The following is a 17140-nucleotide window of genomic DNA, read 5'->3' as shown; positions in this document are numbered from 1 at the left end:
CCTATCGACCGCCTAGGGAAAGCCCTTGCGAAAGCCGCCGTTTTGCAGGACCGTCCGCGCCATGTCCGCTGACCGCCCCCTTCTTGGTATCCTGCTGATGATCGGCTTTTGCATCCTCGCCCCGATGGGCGACGCCATGGCAAAGCTGTTGGGCGAGACGATCCCGCTGGGCCAGCTTCTGCTGACCCGCTTCGGGGTGCAAACGGCGGTGCTGATCCCGCTGGCCCTTCTGACGGGCCGCACGTTGCTGATGTCGGGGCGGGTGTTCCGGCTGACGGTACTGCGCTCGGTGCTGCATATCATCGGTATCGGCGCGATGTTTTCATCCCTGCGCTTCTTGCCGCTGGCCGACGCTGTCGCCATCGCCTTCGTGATGCCGTTTATCATGCTGCTCCTGGGCAAATATGTGTTGCAGGAAGAGGTCGGCATGCGCCGCCTTCTGGCCTGCGTCGTGGGCTTCATCGGCACTTTGCTGGTGATCCAGCCCAGCTTCGCCGCCGTGGGCGCCCCCGCTCTGCTGCCTTTGGTGGTCGCCGTGGATTTCGCCCTGTTCATGCTGGTCACGCGGCAGGTCGCCAAACACGCCGACCCGATCAGTCTGCAAGCAGTTAGCGGCGTGGTGGCGTCCATCATCCTTGCCGCGCTCTATCTCATCCCCGGCACGGAAGTGATCGAGCAGTTCCAACTCGTCACGCCCCAAGGCACCGACGTCTGGACCATGCTGCTGGCCATCGGCCTGCTCGGCACCTTCGCGCATCTGGTCATGACGTGGAGCCTGCGCTTCGCGCCGTCCGCCACTGTCGCCCCCATCCAATATCTGGAAATCCCGATCGCCACGGTGGTCGGCTTCGCCGTCTTCGGAGACTGGCCAAACAGCCTCGCCATGCTCGGCATCTGCATCACCATGGGGGCTGGCCTCTACATCCTGCTGCGCGAACGCCGCATGGCGCGGCTGGTGCCGCCCGCCGCCTAGGCTTTTTCGGGCTGCCTTTGCAGCTTCAACGGCTCTGTGCGTGCCAGCCGGATCACATTCGCCATAAACGGCTTCGACGTGTCCTCTGACCGCGTCGCCGCGTAAAGCCGCTTCGTGCGCCCGTCTTTGGTCAACGGCCGCGTCACATAGTCGGAGTTATAGCGCACCTCGCGCACCACCCAGTCCGGCAGCACCGCCACGCCACGGTTGGAAGCGACCAGCAGCAAGATCACCGCCGTCAATTCCACCTGCCGCATGGCTTTCGGCTCGACCCCCGCAGGGGCCAGCAATTCGGTAAACACGTCCAGCCGCGTGCGGTCCACGGGATAGGTGATGAGCAACTGATCGCGGAAGTCCTCGGCCTCGATATAATCCTTCTGCGCCAACGGGTTCTGTGACGACGCCACGAACACCGGCTCGTAGTCGAACAGCGGTGTAAAATCCACGCCCGGCAGGTCTTCGGGGTCGGACGAGACCACCAGATCCACCTCCTCCCGCATCAATGCCGGCAGCCCGTCAAACGACAGACCGGGGCGGATATCTACATCCACATCCGGCCAGTTCTTGCGGAAGCCCTCCAGCACCGGAAACAGCCATTCAAAGCAGGCGTGGCATTCAATCGCGATATGCAACCGCCCCGTTTTGCCGACCCGCAGTCCTTCGAAATCGGCCTGCAACGCCTCGATCTCCGGCAAAATCCGCTCCGCTAGTCGCAGCAGTTTCATCCCTGCCGAGGTCAGTTTCATCGGTTTGGCACGACGGATAAACAGCTCCACTCCCGCCTGATCCTCAAGTCCCTTGATCTGATGGCTCAGCGCGCTTTGGGTGATATTCAGCCGGTCGGCGGCCTTGGCCAGCCCGCCAGCCTCGTGAATGGCACGCACCGTCCGAAGGTGGCGAAACTCGATATGCATGCGGTCCTCATAATGATGGTGAGAGTTATGAATTTGTCTCACATGGCACGGTGTGGCACAAGGCATCAACCCCAATAGGATACCTGACATGACCCGCCCCAACGTCTCGTTTGAATTCTTCCCGCCCAAGTCCGTCGAAGCCAGCTTTCGCCTGTGGGACACCATCCAGACGCTTGCCCCGCTGGACCCCACCTTCGTGTCCGTGACCTACGGCGCGGGTGGCACAACGCGCGAACTGACCCACGAGGCGGTCACGGCGCTGCACAAGGCGACCGACTTGCGCGTCGCGGCGCATCTGACCTGCGTGGACGCCACCCGCGAGGAAACCCTCGCCATCGCCCGCGACTACATCAAGTCCGGCGTCACCGACATCGTAGCCTTGCGCGGCGACGCACCCAAGGGTCAGGACTTCAAAGCCACCGAAAACGGCTTCGCCTCCTCCATCGAGTTGATCGAAGCGCTGAAAACTGAGACCGACGCCACCATCCGCGTCGGTGCCTATCCTGACAGCCACCCCGAGGCGGGCTCCATGGAGGCCAACATCGCCTACCTGAAGCGCAAGTTCGATGCGGGCGCAGATGCTGCGATCACCCAGTTTTTCTTCGAGGCGGACACCTTCTTCCGCTTCCGTGACGCCTGTGTGAAGGCCGGTATCGACAAGCCGATCCTGCCGGGCATCTTCCCGATCGAGGACTGGACCCGCGCCAGCAACTTCGCAAAACGCTGCGGCACCGTGGTGCCAGCATGGCTGGACGAGGCCTTCGCCACTGCCATCCGCGACGACCGCCACGACCTGTTGGCGCAATCCGTGGTGACCGAGTTGTGCTCCGACCTCGTCGATGGCGGCGTGGACCACCTGCACTTCTACACCCTGAACCGCCCAGAGTTGACCCGCGACATCTGTGCAGCGCTCGGCGTGACCCCGAAAGTGGCTTTGGCGCAAGTGGCGTAACGCTGCCGGTTGCACCTCACGGGCCTGTCTCCTACCGTCTCCCCGACATCCCCTAGGAAACAGGCCCGCCCTTATGCCCGAACAATTTACGCCCGAGCGCGCGGACCAATTGCCCGGGCCGGATGAAATCCTGTCCATGTCCGGGTTGGAATTCATGCAAAAGGTGCTTGCGGGCGAGCTGCCTATGGCACCGATAGGGGCGGCGCTGAACTACCGCCTCCAAAGCGTCGCGGCGGCTGAGGTCATCTTTCGCGGCACCCCCGGTTTCGATCACATGAACCCCAGCGGCACTATTCACGGCGGCTGGTACGGCACCCTTCTTGACAGCGCCATGGCCTGCGCCGTGATGACCTGCGTTCCCAAAGGGTCGGTCTACACGACACTGGAATACAAGGTAAACATCATCCGCCCGATCCCTTCCGGCGTGACGGTGGACGCCATCGGCACGGTCGAGCACGCGGGCCGCTCTACTGGGGTGGCGACAGGCAGGATCGTCGGCGTCGAGGACGGCAAACTTTACGCCACCGGCTCCACGACCTGCATCATCATGACACCGAAGTAACGCCACGCACTCGCGCAGATGTGAGTTATCGTAAAATTCCTTTGAGGCCGATACGCGCAATGGCTGTTCGCCAGTGCGCCTTCCGCTTTGGTCCGCTTGGCCCTATATCCAAAGCGTACTCCACTGCACAGCAGGGAGGCAGACAGGGCTGCGAGCGGCTTGCCAATCTCGGCCCTGTCCGCAATCTTCTACATCACTTCCGTTTTGTCACTGTCGAGGACTTCGGCAATCGCATCAGGTAGAACCAACCCCTTCCGAACCTCGGCATCTAGTTCCATTTCCATGTCCCGTATTGCCCCGAGCCGCGCGGCGACGTCGTCGATCTTGGCAAATGGAACGACCACGACGCCGTCACGGTCGGCCACGATCATGTCCCCTGTCTCGACCGTTTGGCCGCCGACAACCACGCGCGTGCCAATCTGCCCCGGACCGGTCCCGTAAGGCGATCCGGGGTTAAGCCCCGTGCACCAGCACGGCAATCCCACTTCCAGAATTCCGTCATAGTCACGCATTGGGCCATCCGTCACAAAGGCCGCAGCCCCTGCGTTTTTCGCCATGCCCGCAACACGGTCGCCCGCCGCAGCGCACCCTTGCCAGCCTTGTGCCGCGCCTATCAGGACGTCACCCGACTTCAGGTATCGCAGGCAGCCCAAGGTCGCCAATATATCCGACGGTCGGTTATCCGCCGTCAAAGCGGGGCCAGCGACTCGGGCATTGCCGGCGCCCAGCGGCGAAATGGTGGCACACATCGCCCCTGCCCCGAACATCGCATCCACTACGAACCCCGTGGGCACGCCCCGAAACGCGGCGATCTGTTCAGCCGTTGGCCTGCGGTCCACCTCTGGCCCGATCCGTAGAGACTTAGGTTCTTCGATCATGGTGCACTCCTCTCAAAGGAACAAATTCGGCGCATGCACCCGGATCAGCTTTCCAAACACCACCGCATCACGGCCTTTTGCGCATGAAGCCGGTTCTCGGCCTCGTCGAAGATCACCGAATTCGGCCCGTCCATCACCTCCGACGTTGCCTCGTCGTCACGATGCGCAGGCAGGCAGTGCATGAACAGCGCGTTCGGTTTGGCTTGATCCATCAACTGCTTGTTCACCTGATAGCCGCGCAACTGGTTGTGTCGCCGCTCCCGCGCAGATTGCGGATCGTGCATGGACACCCACGTGTCGGTCACCACCAGATCCGCCCCCTCCACCGCCGTGCGGGGGTCGCGCTCGATGGAATACATGCCGTCCAGCGAGGCCTCCGGGTCCAGCGGCGGCGGGCCGGAGAACACCAGATCGAACTCGAACTGCTTGGCCGCGTGGGCGAAGCTTGCAAAGACATTGTTGCCATCGCCGGTCCACACCACCTTCTTGCCTTTGATCGGTCCGTTATGCTCCTCAAAGGTCAGGATATCGGCCATGATCTGGCAGGGATGCGTGCGGTTGGTCAGCCCGTTGATCACCGGAACCGTGGCGTATTCCGCCATCTCCAGTAGCGTGTCCTCCTCAAAGGTCCGCATCATGATCAGGTCGACATAGCGCGACAGCACACGGGCGGTGTCGGCAATCGTCTCGCCATGGCCCAGCTGCATGTCGGAGCCGGACAGCACCATCGTCTGCCCCCCCATCTGCCGCGCGCCGACATCGAACGACACACGCGTCCGCGTCGAGGGCTTCTCGAAAATCAGCGCGACCATGTGGTCCTTCAGCGGCAGATCGTCGTCCAAAGCGCCCTTCGGGCGACCCGCACGGGATTTTTTCACCGAAAGCGCGGTGTCGATGATGTTCCGCAGGTCGGCAGGGTCGGTTTTGTGGATGTCCAGAAAATGCTTCACGCGGCGCCCTCCAAGGCGGTCGCCGCCCGATCCAGACGCGCCACGGCTTCCTTGATTTCGTCGTCAGAGATGGTCATCGCTGGCAATAGCCGGATCACGTTATTGCCGCCCGGAACGCTCAGCAGGTGCTGCTCATAGCCCGCACTGACCACATCCGTATTCGGCACCACACACTTGACGCCGATCATCAGGCCCGCGCCCCGCACCAGCTCGAAAATCGTCGGATGCGCCGCCACCAGCCCCTCAAGGCTTTGCCGCAACAGACCGGATTTACGCGACACCTCGGCCAGAAAATCATGATCTGCGACGATATCCATCACCGCACTCCCCACAGCACAGGCCAAGGGGTTGCCCCCATAGGTCGAACCATGGGTGCCAGCCGTCATCCCGCTTGCCGCCTCCTCGGTCGCCAGACACGCGCCCAGCGGGAAGCCGTTGCCGATGCCCTTGGCCACCGCCATGATGTCAGGCCTGATACCGGACCACTCATGCGCAAACAGCTTTCCCGTCCGACCCATACCGCATTGAATTTCGTCGAAAATCAGCAACGCGCCCGTGCTGTCGCACATATCACGCAGGCCCTTCAAACAGGCGTCGGGCAGCGGGATAATCCCGCCCTCGCCCTGCACCGGCTCCACAATCACCGCCGCAATCGTGTCGTCCAGCGCTGCTTGCAGCGCGTCATGGTCGCCAGCCTCAAGGTTGATGAACCCCGGCAAAAGTGGCCCGAACCCTTTGGTCAGCTTCTCCGACCCCGCCGCCGAGATCGTCGCCAGCGTCCGCCCATGGAACGAGCCCGTAAAGGTGATGATGTTCACCCGCTCCGGCTGGCCTTTGTCGTACCAGTATTTGCGCGCCATCTTGATCGCGCATTCCATCGCCTCCGCGCCGGAGTTGGTGAAAAACATGGTGTCCGCAAAGGTCGCTTCCCGCAGCTTCTCGGCCAGTTCTTCCTGATGCGGGATGTGATACAGGTTCGACGTATGCCACAGCTTCGCCGCCTGATCCTGCACCACCTTCACCAAGGTCGGGTGCGCATGGCCTAGGCCGGTCACCGCAATGCCGGCGGCCATGTCCAGATATCGGGTGCCGTCACGATCTATCAGCCAGCTTCCTTCGCCGGTCTCGAAGCTCATTTTCGCCCGTGAATAGGTCGGCAGTACGGCAGGTATCATCGCGTGGGTATCCTTTACGCAGAGGAAATCCAGATATTCAGGATGTTCCGGAGCAAGTCAATTTGATTGAAGGAATTGTGGGTGCGCCAGGCGCACGATTGATCGGACGCTAGGTTAGCGTCGGCGTCGCAGAGTGGTGATATATGCGGCCGTGATCATGCGACCGCACCTACCGTCAGCCAAACCTGCTGTCCAGATAATTCTCCAATCGGCACCGCTCAGATGCCATGGAGTGATCCAAACTTGTATCCCGACGCATTGGCCTCTAAATTAGGAGCAACTGGAAAAGAACTCACCGCCCCCGCGGCAACTCGGGGCGCGGTTTGTCGTTTGAAGAGGCTACACTGCATGTCCTGGACCGATGATCGCGTCGAAGTATTGAAGAAGATGTGGGGCGAGGGCAAATCCGCGTCGCAGATCGCCAAGGAACTGGGCGGCGTGACCCGCAACGCGGTGATCGGCAAGGTGCATCGTCTGGGCCTGTCCAACCGCTCCGGCGGGGCCAGCGCCGCGAAAGCGGCACCTGCCGCGAAGGCCAAGCCAGCGGCCAAGCCCAAAGCCGCCGAAAAGCCCAAACCGGCAGAGCCGGAAGCCAAACCCGCGGCCCCGGTCAACAAGCCCATCGGTCGTACGAAACTGATCGTGACGGCGGGCCAGCCTCTGCCGCCGCAACCCTCCGCCAACGAGATCAGCCCGGAGGCGCTCGCCTCCGTCCGCGAGGTCGAGAAAAAGGCCAAGAAGCTGTCGGTGATGGAGCTAACGGAGCGCACCTGCAAATGGCCCGTCGGCGACCCCGCAACCGAGGATTTCTGGTTCTGCGGGCTGCCCGCGCAACAGGGAAAGCCCTATTGCGAGGCCCATGTCGGCGTGGCCTTCCAGCCTATGTCCGCCCGCCGGGATCGCCGCCGCTAATTCGGCGCGGAAATCTTGCAAAACTCAATCAAGCGTCATAGCCTCACCGCCATGGCGCTTTTTTCGTGCCTTATTGTTTTAGATGATTTTTCAGGTGAGCCATGGGCAACGAACACGTCTCCACCCGTTGGAAAGAAGTAGACGGCATCCATTATTCGATGCTTCAGGCCCCGACCTCGGCGGCCTACGTGCCGGGCGAGGATATCAAGTTCTTTGGCGACTACGACTATAACCCCAAGGGCCCCACCGGCGCGGATTCCAACACCAAATTCGGCATGGCCCCACGCGGCAAGCGCATCAATCGCCAGATCGCGCCACTGCGCAACCCGTTCGCAAAACCGCCCGTCCCCAAGGCCAGCCTGCAACGCCGCGTCGGTGTGGGGGGCGGCATATCCGCCGCCAAGGGCGAGGTGTTGCTGATGGGCATGTCACGCGTCCACCTGATGTCGATCAACCACAAGCTGTGGAAAGCCATCGAGAACATGAAGGGCAACGTCGCAGCAGGCATAAAAGAGCATGGCGGCGTGCTGATCGTCGGGCGCGTCTCCATGATGCCCACGCCCAACCCTGAAACCGGAATGCGGCAGGCGTTCTTCTATGATGCCTACATCAAGGACGGCGCCAAATCCATCGACGACCTCTACCGCCCGGACGTCAAGTCAGATTCCCGCCGCGCCTTCGTCGGCCCCCAGCCCTGGGACGGCCATATCAAGACCAAACCGGCCTCGATCGGCGCCGCGAAATACGGCCCGCCGAAACCATGGGTCCCGCCCGCACGCTACATGGTGCTGGGGGAGTTTCTGGTCTTCGCCACGAATGTCGGCAACCAGCGCCGCTAGCCTCAATTCCCGCCGAACAACCCGCGCAGCGCATCCTTGGCCTTGTTCTCAAGACCTTCCTTCAACGCATCCTCGACGCTCTGATCCTCCCTGCGCGTAACGCCCAGCTCGTCCGCCAGCTTGGCATCCGCCTTGGCCTTAAGCTCGTCTTCTCGCGCCTTCGCCTTTGCGCGCAGCTCGTCCTCGCGCGCCTTCGCCTCCGCCTTCAGCTTCTCTTTCTCCGCTTCAAGCTCCGTGTCGATCAACGCCTTCAGGTCAGGGCGGAAGCGGATGTCGCTCCACGGCCCCTCAATGATCACCGGCACGCGGATGCCGTCTTTCAGCCGCCCCGCCAAAGCCACAGGCACCAGCCGGTATTCAATCGTCTGCCCGCCCAGATCAACCTCGCCCTCCCCTGACGCGGTCAGCAGTTCCGCCACGAAATTCAGGTCCGAGTTGCGCAGCACGCCGCCGTCAATCGTGTAACTCGCGGTGATACTGTCGAACACCGTCTTCGACCCCTCGCCCTCATAGGACGCATCGAAATTCTTGATCATCCCCGCAATGTCCAAGCCCAGCAATTCTCCGCTGCCCACATCCATCCGGCCGGACCCTTGCAGCCCGTTCATGATCTCGTTCATCGTGCCGCCCACACCCAGAAACTTCAGCGACATGGAGGCATCCCCCACCAGCCGGTCGAACCCCGCGAAATCCGTCAGGACTTCCTGCATCGCCACGTTCGACGCCCGCAAGTCGCCGCCCACCGACAGCCCGCCGCGCCCGTTCACCACGAACTGGCCCGACACGGCTCCGTCGAACACGCCCACATTGGTCAGATCAAGCACCAGCCGCGACTGGTCCAGCGTGCCTTTCATGTCGGTGCCCTCCAGCTGGATGGACCCCAGATCAATCGAATTCGCCCGCAGCGAGAACTCCCCGTTCACGCCCGACAGCCCCGACACGTCCAGCCGCGCGTCGGACCAGCCGCCCGCGCCCGCATTCGCAGCACCATCATCCTCGGTCTCGTCGGTGCTCATGGCCGAGAAGTCCAGATCCCCCGCCACCAGCCGCGCCGTCACGTAAGGCGTGTCCTTCAACGCCACATCCACCGCGCCGGTCAGCCGGTTCTGGTCCAGATCGACCGTCGCGTCGCGCAAGAACACCTGATTGTCGGCGGTCAGCGTTAGCTCCCCCGACAGTTTCACCGTCTGCCCCATCCCCTCTGGAATACGCGGCGGCACCTGATCCATCAGCCCGAACAGCGCCGTCTGGTCGGTGACAGCGCCGCTCACCATCCCCTTCGCCTGCACCGGCTCCAGCCCCGCGCTGCCTTCAAAACTCACGCTATTCCCGCCCGCGCTCGCGGTCACATCCACGCCCTGCACGCCGCCATCGAGCAGTTGCTGCACGCCATTGACCACGCCCGCAACCTTCACCGGCTGCCCCTTATACAGCGCCGACATCTCCACCCGTCCCGCGCCTTTCAGGTCCACCAGCTTCAACGTCGCGTCCAGCGCGGTCAGCGCGTAGGACTGCCCCGCCTGCGCGTCCACAAACTCGACCGAGCCGTTGGTGATCTGCGCCAAAGGCAGCGACACATCCGCCGAGCCGCCGCCGTCATCGTCCCCGCCGCCCAACTCTGTCACGAAATCCCAGTTGGCGCGGCCGTCCTTGTGCTTCTCCAGCCGGATTACCGGCGACTGGATGTCGAACGCTTCCACCACAATGTCGCCGCCCAAAAGGGCCGAGAACCCCACGCCCATCTCCATCGACGCGGCTTCCAGCATCGGCCCCTTGCCCGACCACTCCGCGTTGGAGATCGCCACGTCCTCCAGCTTCACGCCCAAGCGCGGAAATATCTGCGGCGACACATCCCCCGCAATGCTGAGCCCGCGGCCCGTGTTCTTCTCGAACTGCCCTTCCGCAAACCGCGCGATCTTGGCCGTGGGGACCAGAAACAGCCCCGCCACGGCGAGCACGATGAGGGTGATCAACGTAACCGCAATCCGGACAATCCAACGCATGGGGCCTGCTCCTCTTATGGGCTTTTGGCGCAGCGTAAGACGTCACGGGGCGGGCTACAACGGTTTAGCGTAGGCGGAACCGCTGACGCAGGCCAAGGGCTGCTTTGTGGTACAAACGAACTTCAACCTCTGTGTGTTCGACGACGGCTTTCAACCCGAATTAGACATGCAAGTTCACGTACCAGCGAAAAATGGTAGCACCACAAAAGGGGCAGACCATGCGGGCAAGGCTACACCACTTACAAAATCTAAATTCTAAATAATTCAACCCAGTCCTTCTGGATTCCGGCTGCTATGGATTTTCTATCCCGCACTCCAAAACGATTAAACCGCTCTCCAAGTTTTTCGGACCAAGAAGGTAAGTTTTCAACATCTTTTATCTCTTCAGCCCCACAACAAAAAATTAGTGCCGTGAGCCAAATCGTAACCTCATGATCATAGTCAGAATTGTAATCATCGCCGATTGTTTCCGAAGTTTTTTCCTTCGGCGCGACGAGGTATTCTCGAAGCTCTAATGTCTGAGCGTCTCCAGAGACAAGTTTCGTGTGAAGCCGAGGAGCTACGACCGAAGTGACAAGAAGTGCGCAGAGTATGTCGACATATCCATCCATATAATTTTTCTCGTGAACCACATCGGGCAACAATGCAACTTTGGACAGGACCTTCCCGACATCTCTAAGTGAGACATCACGACCTTTAGCAACGCATTTGAGCAGGCTTACGCAACGTTCTGAAACACGCTCAGGAAGGTCCATGTCAGAAATTAGCTTGGCCGCATACTTGGTGATTACATTAGCTTCATTGCGCCCACCGATCGCACGAGGAAGCGAGAACGAGACGTTTATAAATTTTCGGAGGTAGCTTTCTGCGTCAATGTCGGCACCGTACCTTGCTTTGACGCTGTTCTCTAATGCTTTTCCGTTGACGCCGAGTATGAAGTGAACTCTTGGAACCGAGAAAAAATGCTTAATTACTTCCAGCACTGTCAGGGCATAGTCTGGTCGACAGCGGTCTAGTTCGTCGACCACAATGACAATTGGTGTCGCCGATTTTTGCGTTAATTCCGACAGTAGGTTTCTAAAATCGTGCACTGCTTCTTTTCTATCTTTTTCAACATCCCAAAGGTCTTGAACCGCATCTTTCGCTTCGCCACTCGCTACATCCGCGATTACATCTCCGAATTCATTCAAATGCTGCTTCGCACCAAAGGTCGCAACCGAAAGAGCAATCCCAAATGCTGGCTTTGCCAGTTTTGCAGCAACCGTTTTCCATTCCCTGACTGTTGATTCTTGTTTGTCTGGAAGGCGTGCACTCACCGCACTGATGATGGAAACGAGAGGATCGGTAAGATAATCGTTTTCAAATGCATCAAAATAGATGGTTGTAGCCGTACCTTTGTTTTCTTCAGTGTGGGCTGCAACCCACCTTTTAAGGAAAAATGTCTTTCCAGATCCCCACTTGTCGTCGAGCGCTAAGACAACTGGGTCTTCAATTCGCTCAACAAGCTCGGACAGCTGTTTTGAAATGGACGTTCGCTCAAGAATATCGTCTTCGAACCCAGTTTCATATAAGACTACATCACTATCTTGCGGAAATAATTTCATTCGCAACCTTCTTCAAAAAAAATTTGAATCAAATAGTGCCAGAGAAGAGGAGCATCGTCGACCCCAGTCCGACCCTTCGTAACGACGGATTCTTGCGCATAGCTGCCGTTAATGCAAATCACTGCATGCACCAAGTCAGGCTCGAAACGGACCTTCGCTGCCCCTGCCTAAAAACAAGTGAACGTTCGCTAGAAAGAAGTGAACCCTCTGAAGAAGCCGAAAAGGACGCAACCTAAACCGCCTCCCCCACTTCCCCCCACCCCCAGTCCGTCGTATACGCCCCGTCATGGCCCAGAACCCCCCAAACCTCCGCCCCGACCTTGCGCCGAAACTCCAGCTGCGCGAGCCCTCCCGCGATAACCAGCCGAAAATCGGCATGGTCTCGCTGGGCTGCCCCAAGGCGCTGGTGGATAGCGAGCGCATCCTCACAAGGCTCCGCGCCGAAGGCTACGCCATCTCCCCCGACTACGCGGGCGCGGAGGCGGTGATCGTCAACACCTGCGGCTTCCTCGACAGCGCCAAGGCGGAATCCCTCGACGCCATCGGCGAGGCCCTCAAGGAAAACGGCAAGGTCATCGTCACCGGCTGCCTCGGCGCCGAGCCCGACTACATCCGCGAGCACCACCCCGCCATCCTCGCCGTCACCGGCCCGCACCAGTACGAGCAAGTCCTCGACGCCGTCCACAACGCCGTGCCGCCCGCCCCCGATCCCTTCATCGACCTGCTGCCCGCCACCGGCGTCAGCCTCACGCCGCGCCACTACAGCTACCTCAAAATCTCCGAGGGCTGTAACCACAAGTGCAAGTTCTGCATCATCCCCGACATGCGTGGCAGGCTTGCGAGCCGCCCGCAAAAGGCGGTGATCCGCGAGGCCGAAAAGCTCGCGCTCGCCGGCGTCAGGGAACTCCTCGTCATCAGCCAGGACACCTCCGCCTATGGCACCGACTGGGCCGACCGCCCCTCCAAGGTGCCCATCCTCGATCTGGCCCGCGAACTCGGCCAGCTAGGCGCGCAAAAGGACCTGTGGGTCCGGCTGCACTACGTCTACCCCTACCCCCATGTGCGCGAGCTGATCCCGCTGATGGCCGATCCCGCGAACGCGATCCTCCCCTATCTCGACATCCCGTTCCAGCACGCCCATCCCGAGACGCTCAAACGCATGGCCCGCCCCGCCGCCGCGTCCCGCACGCTGGACGAGATCCGCGCATGGCGATCTGAGTGCCCCGACATCACGCTGCGCAGCACCTTCATCGTCGGCTACCCCGGCGAGACGGAGGCCGAGTTCCAGCACCTCCTCGACTGGCTGGACGAGGCCCAGTTGGACCGCGTCGGCTGCTTCCAATACGAAAACGTCGACGGCGCCCGCTCCAACGCCCTGTCCGACCATGTGGCACCCGAAGTCAAACAAGACCGCTGGGACCGCTTCATGGAGAAGGCGCAAGCAATATCCGAGGCCAAGCTGGCCGCCAAAGTCGGCACGACGCTACAGGTGATCGTGGACGAGGTGGAAGACGACGGAGCCACCTGCCGCACAACGGCGGACGCGCCAGAGATCGACGGGAATTTGTTCATCGACGAAGGGTTCGAGGGGCTGAAGGCTGGCGATATGGTAGACGTGCTGGTGGACGAGGCTGGGGAGTATGACTTGTGGGGAGAGATCGCGAAATAGAAGAAGATTGACCTCCCAAACACAGACGCAAAACAAATTGGAGAAAGAACATTGCCAAAACTAGGGTCAGGACTCATAACCAGTAAATGACGAGTGCGGCGAGGGCGATTGCTGACAGGAAGACCTTTGGGCATCTATCGTAACGGGTTGCCACACGCCGCCAATCCTTCAATCTGCCGAACATGATCTCAATCCGGTTGCGCCGTTTGTAGCGACGCTTGTCGTACTTCACCGGCTTCTTCCGCTGTTTCCGGCCAGGGATGCAGGCGCGTATCCCTTTGTCTTTTAACGCTTCTCGGAACCAATCGGCGTCATAGCCACGATCTCCAAGTAGCCAGTCCACCTTGGGCAAACTGCTCATCAATGCACGGGCACCGATGTAATCGCTGACCTGACCGGCGGTGACGAACAGGTTCAACGGGCGTCCTTGGCTGTCGCAGATGGCGTGCAGCTTGGTGTTCATGCCACCCTTGGTCCGGCCAATCAGGCGTCCACGCCCCCCTTTTTGACGCCCAGACTGGTCGCTGTGCGGTGTGCCTTCAGGTACGTGGCGTCGATCATCACAGTCTTCTTTTCGCCGTGGTCTGCGGCCAGGCCTGCCATCATCCGGGCGAAGATACCCTTGTCGCTCCACCGCTTCCAACGGTTGTACAGCGTCTTGTGCGGCCCGTAATCCGCGGGCGCGTCGCGCCACCGCAAGCCATTGCGATTGATAAAGATAATCCCACTCAACACACGCCGATCATCGACGCGGGGTTTGCCGTGCGACTTGGGGAAGAAGGGCTCAAGACGCGCCATCTGCGCATCTGTTAGCCAGAATAGATCAGACATGTTCACCGCTCGTTTTTCGAACCGTGAATCACGCAGCCAAGCGGAAATCAATGGGTCCTGACCCTAAGCAATTTTGACCGGATCGGGTTGCTATATTCCGACATCGAAAAAGGTATTGATCCAGAAAACAATCCCAATCTGACTCATAGCCAGGTTATGGGAGTTGCAAAATGGTATAATGTCTTCACAGGCCCCAATTGCGAGGAAGTCTGGTTTGGAGATGATGGTCGCGGCTCCGTTCTCACCGCTAATCCCATGTTTTGTAAGGGCAGTCTCTTTACAATAACACTGGACGTCGTTTTGGATGGTCACGACCCGTATGCATTCTTTGAATGCGATGTGCATCTTTCCGTAATGGAGGACGAGGAAGTCGTCACGCGCATGCAGGCCTTGATGGTCAATCTCGGGTCTCGCTCCGTCGACGAGAAAAAAGGCTGGTTTGGGCGCACCAAACAGACATCAGCCCCCTTAACCGGTTTCACTGGCAAAACTATGCAAGCGCGGATTGCTGTATTTGCTTATGAGGTCGCATATTTCAACACGGAGGATGAATATTGGGCGAGTACAGCCACCCAAGAGAACAGCGATGACGACCAACTGACCCTTGGCTCCACGTCATTCATGCCATCGGGCATGTTTCCGGATGAGCAAGGGCAAACTTCGCCCCTTGGTTTCGGGGTAGGTTCGGTCAAAACCTGTGGAACGGCAAATTCAGCCTTTTCCGGACCGGATTACCATTGGGCTGTGGTTGAAACACTCGGAGGTGATTTCGGAGTAGTCTGGTCTCCGGAAGAGGCCGGTCCTGCCCAGGAAGGTGGCTTCTTGTCCTATGGAGGAATGCTGATCGCGAAATGGGAAAAGATTGAAAACTTAGATGCATAGCAACCCCGTAGGGTGGGTGATTCACCCACCATCCCACCTCACCACAAAGGAGCACCCCACATGCCGCCCCCAACCATCGCCCAAAAAGCCCCCTTCCCCGTCGAGGTCGAGGCTGGCAAATCCTATTTCTGGTGCGCCTGTGGCCAGTCCGCCAAGCAACCGTTTTGTGACGGCTCGCACAAAGGCTCCGAGTTCACTCCGGTGAAATTCGAGGCCACGGAATCCAAGAAAATCTTCTTCTGCGGCTGCAAACATTCCGCCGCTCCCGTCACCTGCGACGGCACCCACAACAAGCTGTAGGGCGGGGTTCACCCCGCCGCCACCGCCGAACTCACACACCGAACCCCAATTCCGTGCTATACTCCCCCAGCCCTCGCGCCTTCATGCTCGCGGGGCAGACGTCTCTATTGTTCATTCGCATGACAAAGGAAGACAATATGTATGCACGTATTACCCCGTACAAAATGAAGCCCGGCTCGCAGGCCGCCGCGACCAAGGTCATGAATGCCCTCAAGGACAAGATCATGGCGCTGGAAGGCCAGCAAAGCTTTCTAAATGTCTCCAACGACGAAGACGGCACCGGCTATGTGATCTCCACCACGGAGAACGAGGAAGTCGCGCCCGAGACCGCCGAGAAGATCAAAGCCCTCTGGGGCGCGTTCTCGGAGTTTTTGGTGGAGCAGCCCACGGCCCACAGCTATGACGTCGTCGCCGACTGGCGCGCATAAAACACCGTCGCCGACTGGCGCGCATAGACGGTAGGGCGGGGTTCACCCCGCCACACCCGCAAACCTTAATGCCCCCGAACAATCCGAAACCCTGCCCGACAAAAAGCCGACACTTCGCAGACGCTTTGCCGACCCTCCGAACGGCGCATTAACCCTTTCGCGCGTCCAGATACATCCGCACGCAATCCTGCACCCGCCGGAACCGGTCCCCGCCCAGTTTGACCCCGCCAAACCAGCGCGTGACCACGACGACCTCGCCCACGATTTCCTCACGCTCGAGCATCCGCAAGATCACCATCCCCGCCCCGGCCTCGCCGTCATCGTTTTTGACCGGCGTGCCGTCAGGCAGGATCACGGCCCACGTATTATGCGTGGCCTTGGCGTATTTCTTGTTGCGACACAAAGCCTTAACAAATGCCGCCGCGTCCTCGCGCGTGGCCACCGCCCCGCCGGACACCGCGTATTTGGAGCCTCGGTCGCTCAGGATGCCCTCAAGCTGGATCATACCCGCGCCCCCGAAGCACCAAACGAAACCGTGTTAAAGCTGGGAATTCACCCGACGCACCGTGTCGATGCGGCTGGCGTTGGGCGGATGCGTCCCAAGGAACCGGTCGCCCGGATCAGGAATACGCGTAAAGAACGCAGCCCCCCGCACCGGATCATACCCCGCCCGCTTGGCAATTACCGTCCCCAGCGCATCAGCCTCTAACTCGTTGTTTTTAGAGTAAGCCCGAGCCCCGACAGTGCCGCCCAGCTGCTGGCCTGCATTCACGTCAAGACCCACCGACGCGGCGATAATTCCGCCCAGAATGGCCCCGCCCATGGCGGTTTGCTGCTGCTTGGAAAGGTGTTTTTCAATGTGATGCGCCGCCTCGTGCCCCATCACAAACGCGATCTCGTCGCGGTTGCGGGCATCCGCGATCAACGCGATGGTGAAGCCCAGAATGGGCCGCCCCGAGCGGTCCAGCGTCTGGAACGCATTGGGCGGCTGGTTGGTGCGCTCGTCCACTACGATCTTGAAATCACAGTTCAAATCAGGCGCACGGGCGCGGCACTCGCGCTCTGCCACAGGCTCGACCTGACGGACCACAGCCTGGAAATTCGCCACCGCCGTGCGCGACGACACTTTGGGTGGCTCGGATTTCTTTACCGCAGAAGGCGCAGGTTGGGAGGCAGGCGTGTTGGCCGTCTCGACCGTGCAAGCCCCAAGGGCTGCGGCGGCAAGGAAGGGAAGCAGAATTCGCATCGATAATCCTCATTTCATTTTG

Annotated in this window: 18 protein-coding genes; 9 read left to right on the top strand and 9 right to left on the bottom strand. The window is 60.2% G+C overall.

Going from position 1 to position 17140, the window contains the following annotated elements; all coding sequences use genetic code 11:
* The first annotated feature begins 61 nt into the window (after nt 1–61).
* Nucleotides 62–973 (top strand): DMT family transporter, encoded by a 912-nt coding sequence (locus THALAR_RS01330; protein ID WP_021099657.1) that lies wholly within the window; start codon nt 62–64, stop codon nt 971–973.
* Here the strand turns inward: THALAR_RS01330 and THALAR_RS01325 are convergent.
* Nucleotides 970–1887 carry a LysR family transcriptional regulator gene (locus THALAR_RS01325; protein WP_021099656.1) on the bottom strand — a complete coding sequence of 306 codons (918 nt, stop codon included), beginning with the start codon at nt 1885–1887 and terminating at the stop codon, nt 970–972. The two genes, THALAR_RS01330 and THALAR_RS01325, sit on opposite strands and share 4 nt — an antisense overlap.
* An 88-nt stretch (nt 1888–1975) precedes the next feature.
* Between THALAR_RS01325 and metF the strand changes: the two genes are divergently transcribed.
* Both metF and THALAR_RS01315 read left to right on the top strand, forming a co-directional pair.
* Nucleotides 1976–2839 (top strand): methylenetetrahydrofolate reductase [NAD(P)H], encoded by an 864-nt coding sequence (metF, locus tag THALAR_RS01320; RefSeq protein WP_021099655.1) that lies wholly within the window; start codon nt 1976–1978, stop codon nt 2837–2839.
* A gap of 73 nt (nt 2840–2912) precedes the next feature.
* A complete protein-coding gene (locus tag THALAR_RS01315) occupies nt 2913–3401 on the top strand; it encodes a PaaI family thioesterase (protein WP_021099654.1) in 489 nt (162 codons plus the stop codon).
* 188 nt (nt 3402–3589) lie between these two features.
* On the opposite strand, the gene THALAR_RS01310 is transcribed toward THALAR_RS01315, so the two are convergent.
* The 3 genes from THALAR_RS01310 to THALAR_RS01300 are packed head-to-tail and all read right to left on the bottom strand — an operon-like array spanning nt 3590 to nt 6404.
* On the bottom strand, nt 3590–4279 hold the full coding sequence (locus THALAR_RS01310; protein WP_021099653.1) for an RraA family protein: 690 nt from the start codon (nt 4277–4279) through the stop codon (nt 3590–3592).
* A 44-nt stretch (nt 4280–4323) separates the two neighbouring features.
* Nucleotides 4324–5229, bottom strand: coding sequence for an ornithine carbamoyltransferase (argF, locus tag THALAR_RS01305; protein ID WP_021099652.1), 906 nt, complete (start codon nt 5227–5229; stop codon nt 4324–4326).
* Nucleotides 5226–6404 carry an aspartate aminotransferase family protein gene (locus THALAR_RS01300; RefSeq protein ID WP_021099651.1) on the bottom strand — a complete coding sequence of 393 codons (1179 nt, stop codon included), beginning with the start codon at nt 6402–6404 and terminating at the stop codon, nt 5226–5228. The genes argF and THALAR_RS01300 overlap by 4 nt, the downstream gene beginning before the upstream one ends.
* Nucleotides 6405–6752: 348 nt before the next feature.
* Here THALAR_RS01300 and THALAR_RS01295 point away from each other — a divergent pair, with 348 nt between their 5' ends.
* Together THALAR_RS01295 and THALAR_RS01290 are read left to right on the top strand one after the other, a co-directional pair.
* The gene (locus THALAR_RS01295) at nt 6753–7316 is read left to right on the top strand and encodes a GcrA family cell cycle regulator (protein WP_021099650.1); all 564 of its coding nucleotides are present in this window, start codon (nt 6753–6755) and stop codon (nt 7314–7316) included.
* Between the two features lie 101 nt (nt 7317–7417).
* Nucleotides 7418–8155 (top strand): hypothetical protein, encoded by a 738-nt coding sequence (locus THALAR_RS01290; protein ID WP_021099649.1) that lies wholly within the window; start codon nt 7418–7420, stop codon nt 8153–8155.
* A 2-nt stretch (nt 8156–8157) separates the two neighbouring features.
* On the opposite strand, the gene THALAR_RS01285 is transcribed toward THALAR_RS01290, so the two are convergent.
* Together THALAR_RS01285 and THALAR_RS01280 are read right to left on the bottom strand one after the other, a co-directional pair.
* Nucleotides 8158–10158 carry an AsmA family protein gene (locus THALAR_RS01285; protein ID WP_021099648.1) on the bottom strand — a complete coding sequence of 667 codons (2001 nt, stop codon included), beginning with the start codon at nt 10156–10158 and terminating at the stop codon, nt 8158–8160.
* Between the two features lie 248 nt (nt 10159–10406).
* Nucleotides 10407–11762: a KAP family P-loop NTPase fold protein gene (locus THALAR_RS01280; protein WP_021099647.1), complete on the bottom strand. Its 1356-nt coding sequence runs from the start codon at nt 11760–11762 to the stop codon at nt 10407–10409.
* A 286-nt stretch (nt 11763–12048) separates the two neighbouring features.
* Between THALAR_RS01280 and rimO the strand changes: the two genes are divergently transcribed.
* Entirely contained in the window at nt 12049–13431 is a 1383-nt protein-coding gene (gene rimO / locus THALAR_RS01275) for a 30S ribosomal protein S12 methylthiotransferase RimO (protein ID WP_021099646.1), read from the top strand.
* Between the two features lie 73 nt (nt 13432–13504).
* Here the strand turns inward: rimO and THALAR_RS17980 are convergent.
* Nucleotides 13505–14262, bottom strand: a protein-coding gene (locus tag THALAR_RS17980) for an IS5 family transposase (RefSeq protein ID WP_154666727.1) whose coding sequence is annotated in 2 segments (ribosomal slippage) — nt 13505–13941 and nt 13941–14262 — 759 coding nt in all. Because the reading frame shifts where the segments join, the coding sequence is not laid out codon by codon here.
* Between the two features lie 87 nt (nt 14263–14349).
* On the opposite strand from THALAR_RS17980, the gene THALAR_RS01255 reads away from it, so the two are divergent.
* The 3 genes from THALAR_RS01255 (at nt 14350) to THALAR_RS01245 (ending at nt 15872) form a co-directional block, all read left to right on the top strand.
* The gene (locus tag THALAR_RS01255) at nt 14350–15144 is read left to right on the top strand and encodes a hypothetical protein (protein WP_154666726.1); all 795 of its coding nucleotides are present in this window, start codon (nt 14350–14352) and stop codon (nt 15142–15144) included.
* Between the two features lie 60 nt (nt 15145–15204).
* On the top strand, nt 15205–15444 hold the full coding sequence (locus tag THALAR_RS01250; RefSeq protein ID WP_021099642.1) for a CDGSH iron-sulfur domain-containing protein: 240 nt from the start codon (nt 15205–15207) through the stop codon (nt 15442–15444).
* Nucleotides 15445–15581: 137 nt separating this feature from the next.
* Nucleotides 15582–15872 carry a hypothetical protein gene (locus THALAR_RS01245; RefSeq protein ID WP_021099641.1) on the top strand — a complete coding sequence of 97 codons (291 nt, stop codon included), beginning with the start codon at nt 15582–15584 and terminating at the stop codon, nt 15870–15872.
* A 148-nt stretch (nt 15873–16020) separates the two neighbouring features.
* On the opposite strand, the gene THALAR_RS01240 is transcribed toward THALAR_RS01245, so the two are convergent.
* Both THALAR_RS01240 and THALAR_RS01235 read right to left on the bottom strand, forming a co-directional pair.
* On the bottom strand, nt 16021–16377 hold the full coding sequence (locus THALAR_RS01240; protein ID WP_021099640.1) for a YigZ family protein: 357 nt from the start codon (nt 16375–16377) through the stop codon (nt 16021–16023).
* Nucleotides 16378–16410: 33 nt separating this feature from the next.
* Nucleotides 16411–17118: a M48 family metallopeptidase gene (locus THALAR_RS01235; RefSeq protein ID WP_021099639.1), complete on the bottom strand. Its 708-nt coding sequence runs from the start codon at nt 17116–17118 to the stop codon at nt 16411–16413.
* Nucleotides 17119–17140 lie beyond the last annotated feature (22 nt).

This window comes from Litoreibacter arenae DSM 19593 (assembly GCF_000442275.2).
In the GTDB taxonomy this organism is placed as follows: Bacteria; Pseudomonadota; Alphaproteobacteria; order Rhodobacterales; family Rhodobacteraceae; genus Litoreibacter; species Litoreibacter arenae.
This window is presented reverse-complemented; position numbering and strand designations above follow the sequence as displayed.

Coding starts and splice junctions, on each gene's coding strand:
- THALAR_RS01330 (WP_021099657.1), top strand. CDS start 62: ATGTCCGCTGACCGCCCCCTTCTTGGTATCCTGCTGATGATCGGCTTT.
- THALAR_RS01325 (WP_021099656.1), bottom strand. CDS start 1,887: ATGCATATCGAGTTTCGCCACCTTCGGACGGTGCGTGCCATTCACGAG.
- metF (WP_021099655.1), top strand. CDS start 1,976: ATGACCCGCCCCAACGTCTCGTTTGAATTCTTCCCGCCCAAGTCCGTC.
- THALAR_RS01315 (WP_021099654.1), top strand. CDS start 2,913: ATGCCCGAACAATTTACGCCCGAGCGCGCGGACCAATTGCCCGGGCCG.
- THALAR_RS01310 (WP_021099653.1), bottom strand. CDS start 4,279: ATGATCGAAGAACCTAAGTCTCTACGGATCGGGCCAGAGGTGGACCGC.
- THALAR_RS01300 (WP_021099651.1), bottom strand. CDS start 6,404: ATGATACCTGCCGTACTGCCGACCTATTCACGGGCGAAAATGAGCTTC.
- THALAR_RS01295 (WP_021099650.1), top strand. CDS start 6,753: ATGTCCTGGACCGATGATCGCGTCGAAGTATTGAAGAAGATGTGGGGC.
- THALAR_RS01290 (WP_021099649.1), top strand. CDS start 7,418: ATGGGCAACGAACACGTCTCCACCCGTTGGAAAGAAGTAGACGGCATC.
- THALAR_RS01285 (WP_021099648.1), bottom strand. CDS start 10,158: ATGCGTTGGATTGTCCGGATTGCGGTTACGTTGATCACCCTCATCGTG.
- THALAR_RS01280 (WP_021099647.1), bottom strand. CDS start 11,762: ATGAAATTATTTCCGCAAGATAGTGATGTAGTCTTATATGAAACTGGG.
- rimO (WP_021099646.1), top strand. CDS start 12,049: ATGGCCCAGAACCCCCCAAACCTCCGCCCCGACCTTGCGCCGAAACTC.
- THALAR_RS01250 (WP_021099642.1), top strand. CDS start 15,205: ATGCCGCCCCCAACCATCGCCCAAAAAGCCCCCTTCCCCGTCGAGGTC.
- THALAR_RS01245 (WP_021099641.1), top strand. CDS start 15,582: ATGTATGCACGTATTACCCCGTACAAAATGAAGCCCGGCTCGCAGGCC.
- THALAR_RS01240 (WP_021099640.1), bottom strand. CDS start 16,377: ATGATCCAGCTTGAGGGCATCCTGAGCGACCGAGGCTCCAAATACGCG.
- THALAR_RS01235 (WP_021099639.1), bottom strand. CDS start 17,118: ATGCGAATTCTGCTTCCCTTCCTTGCCGCCGCAGCCCTTGGGGCTTGC.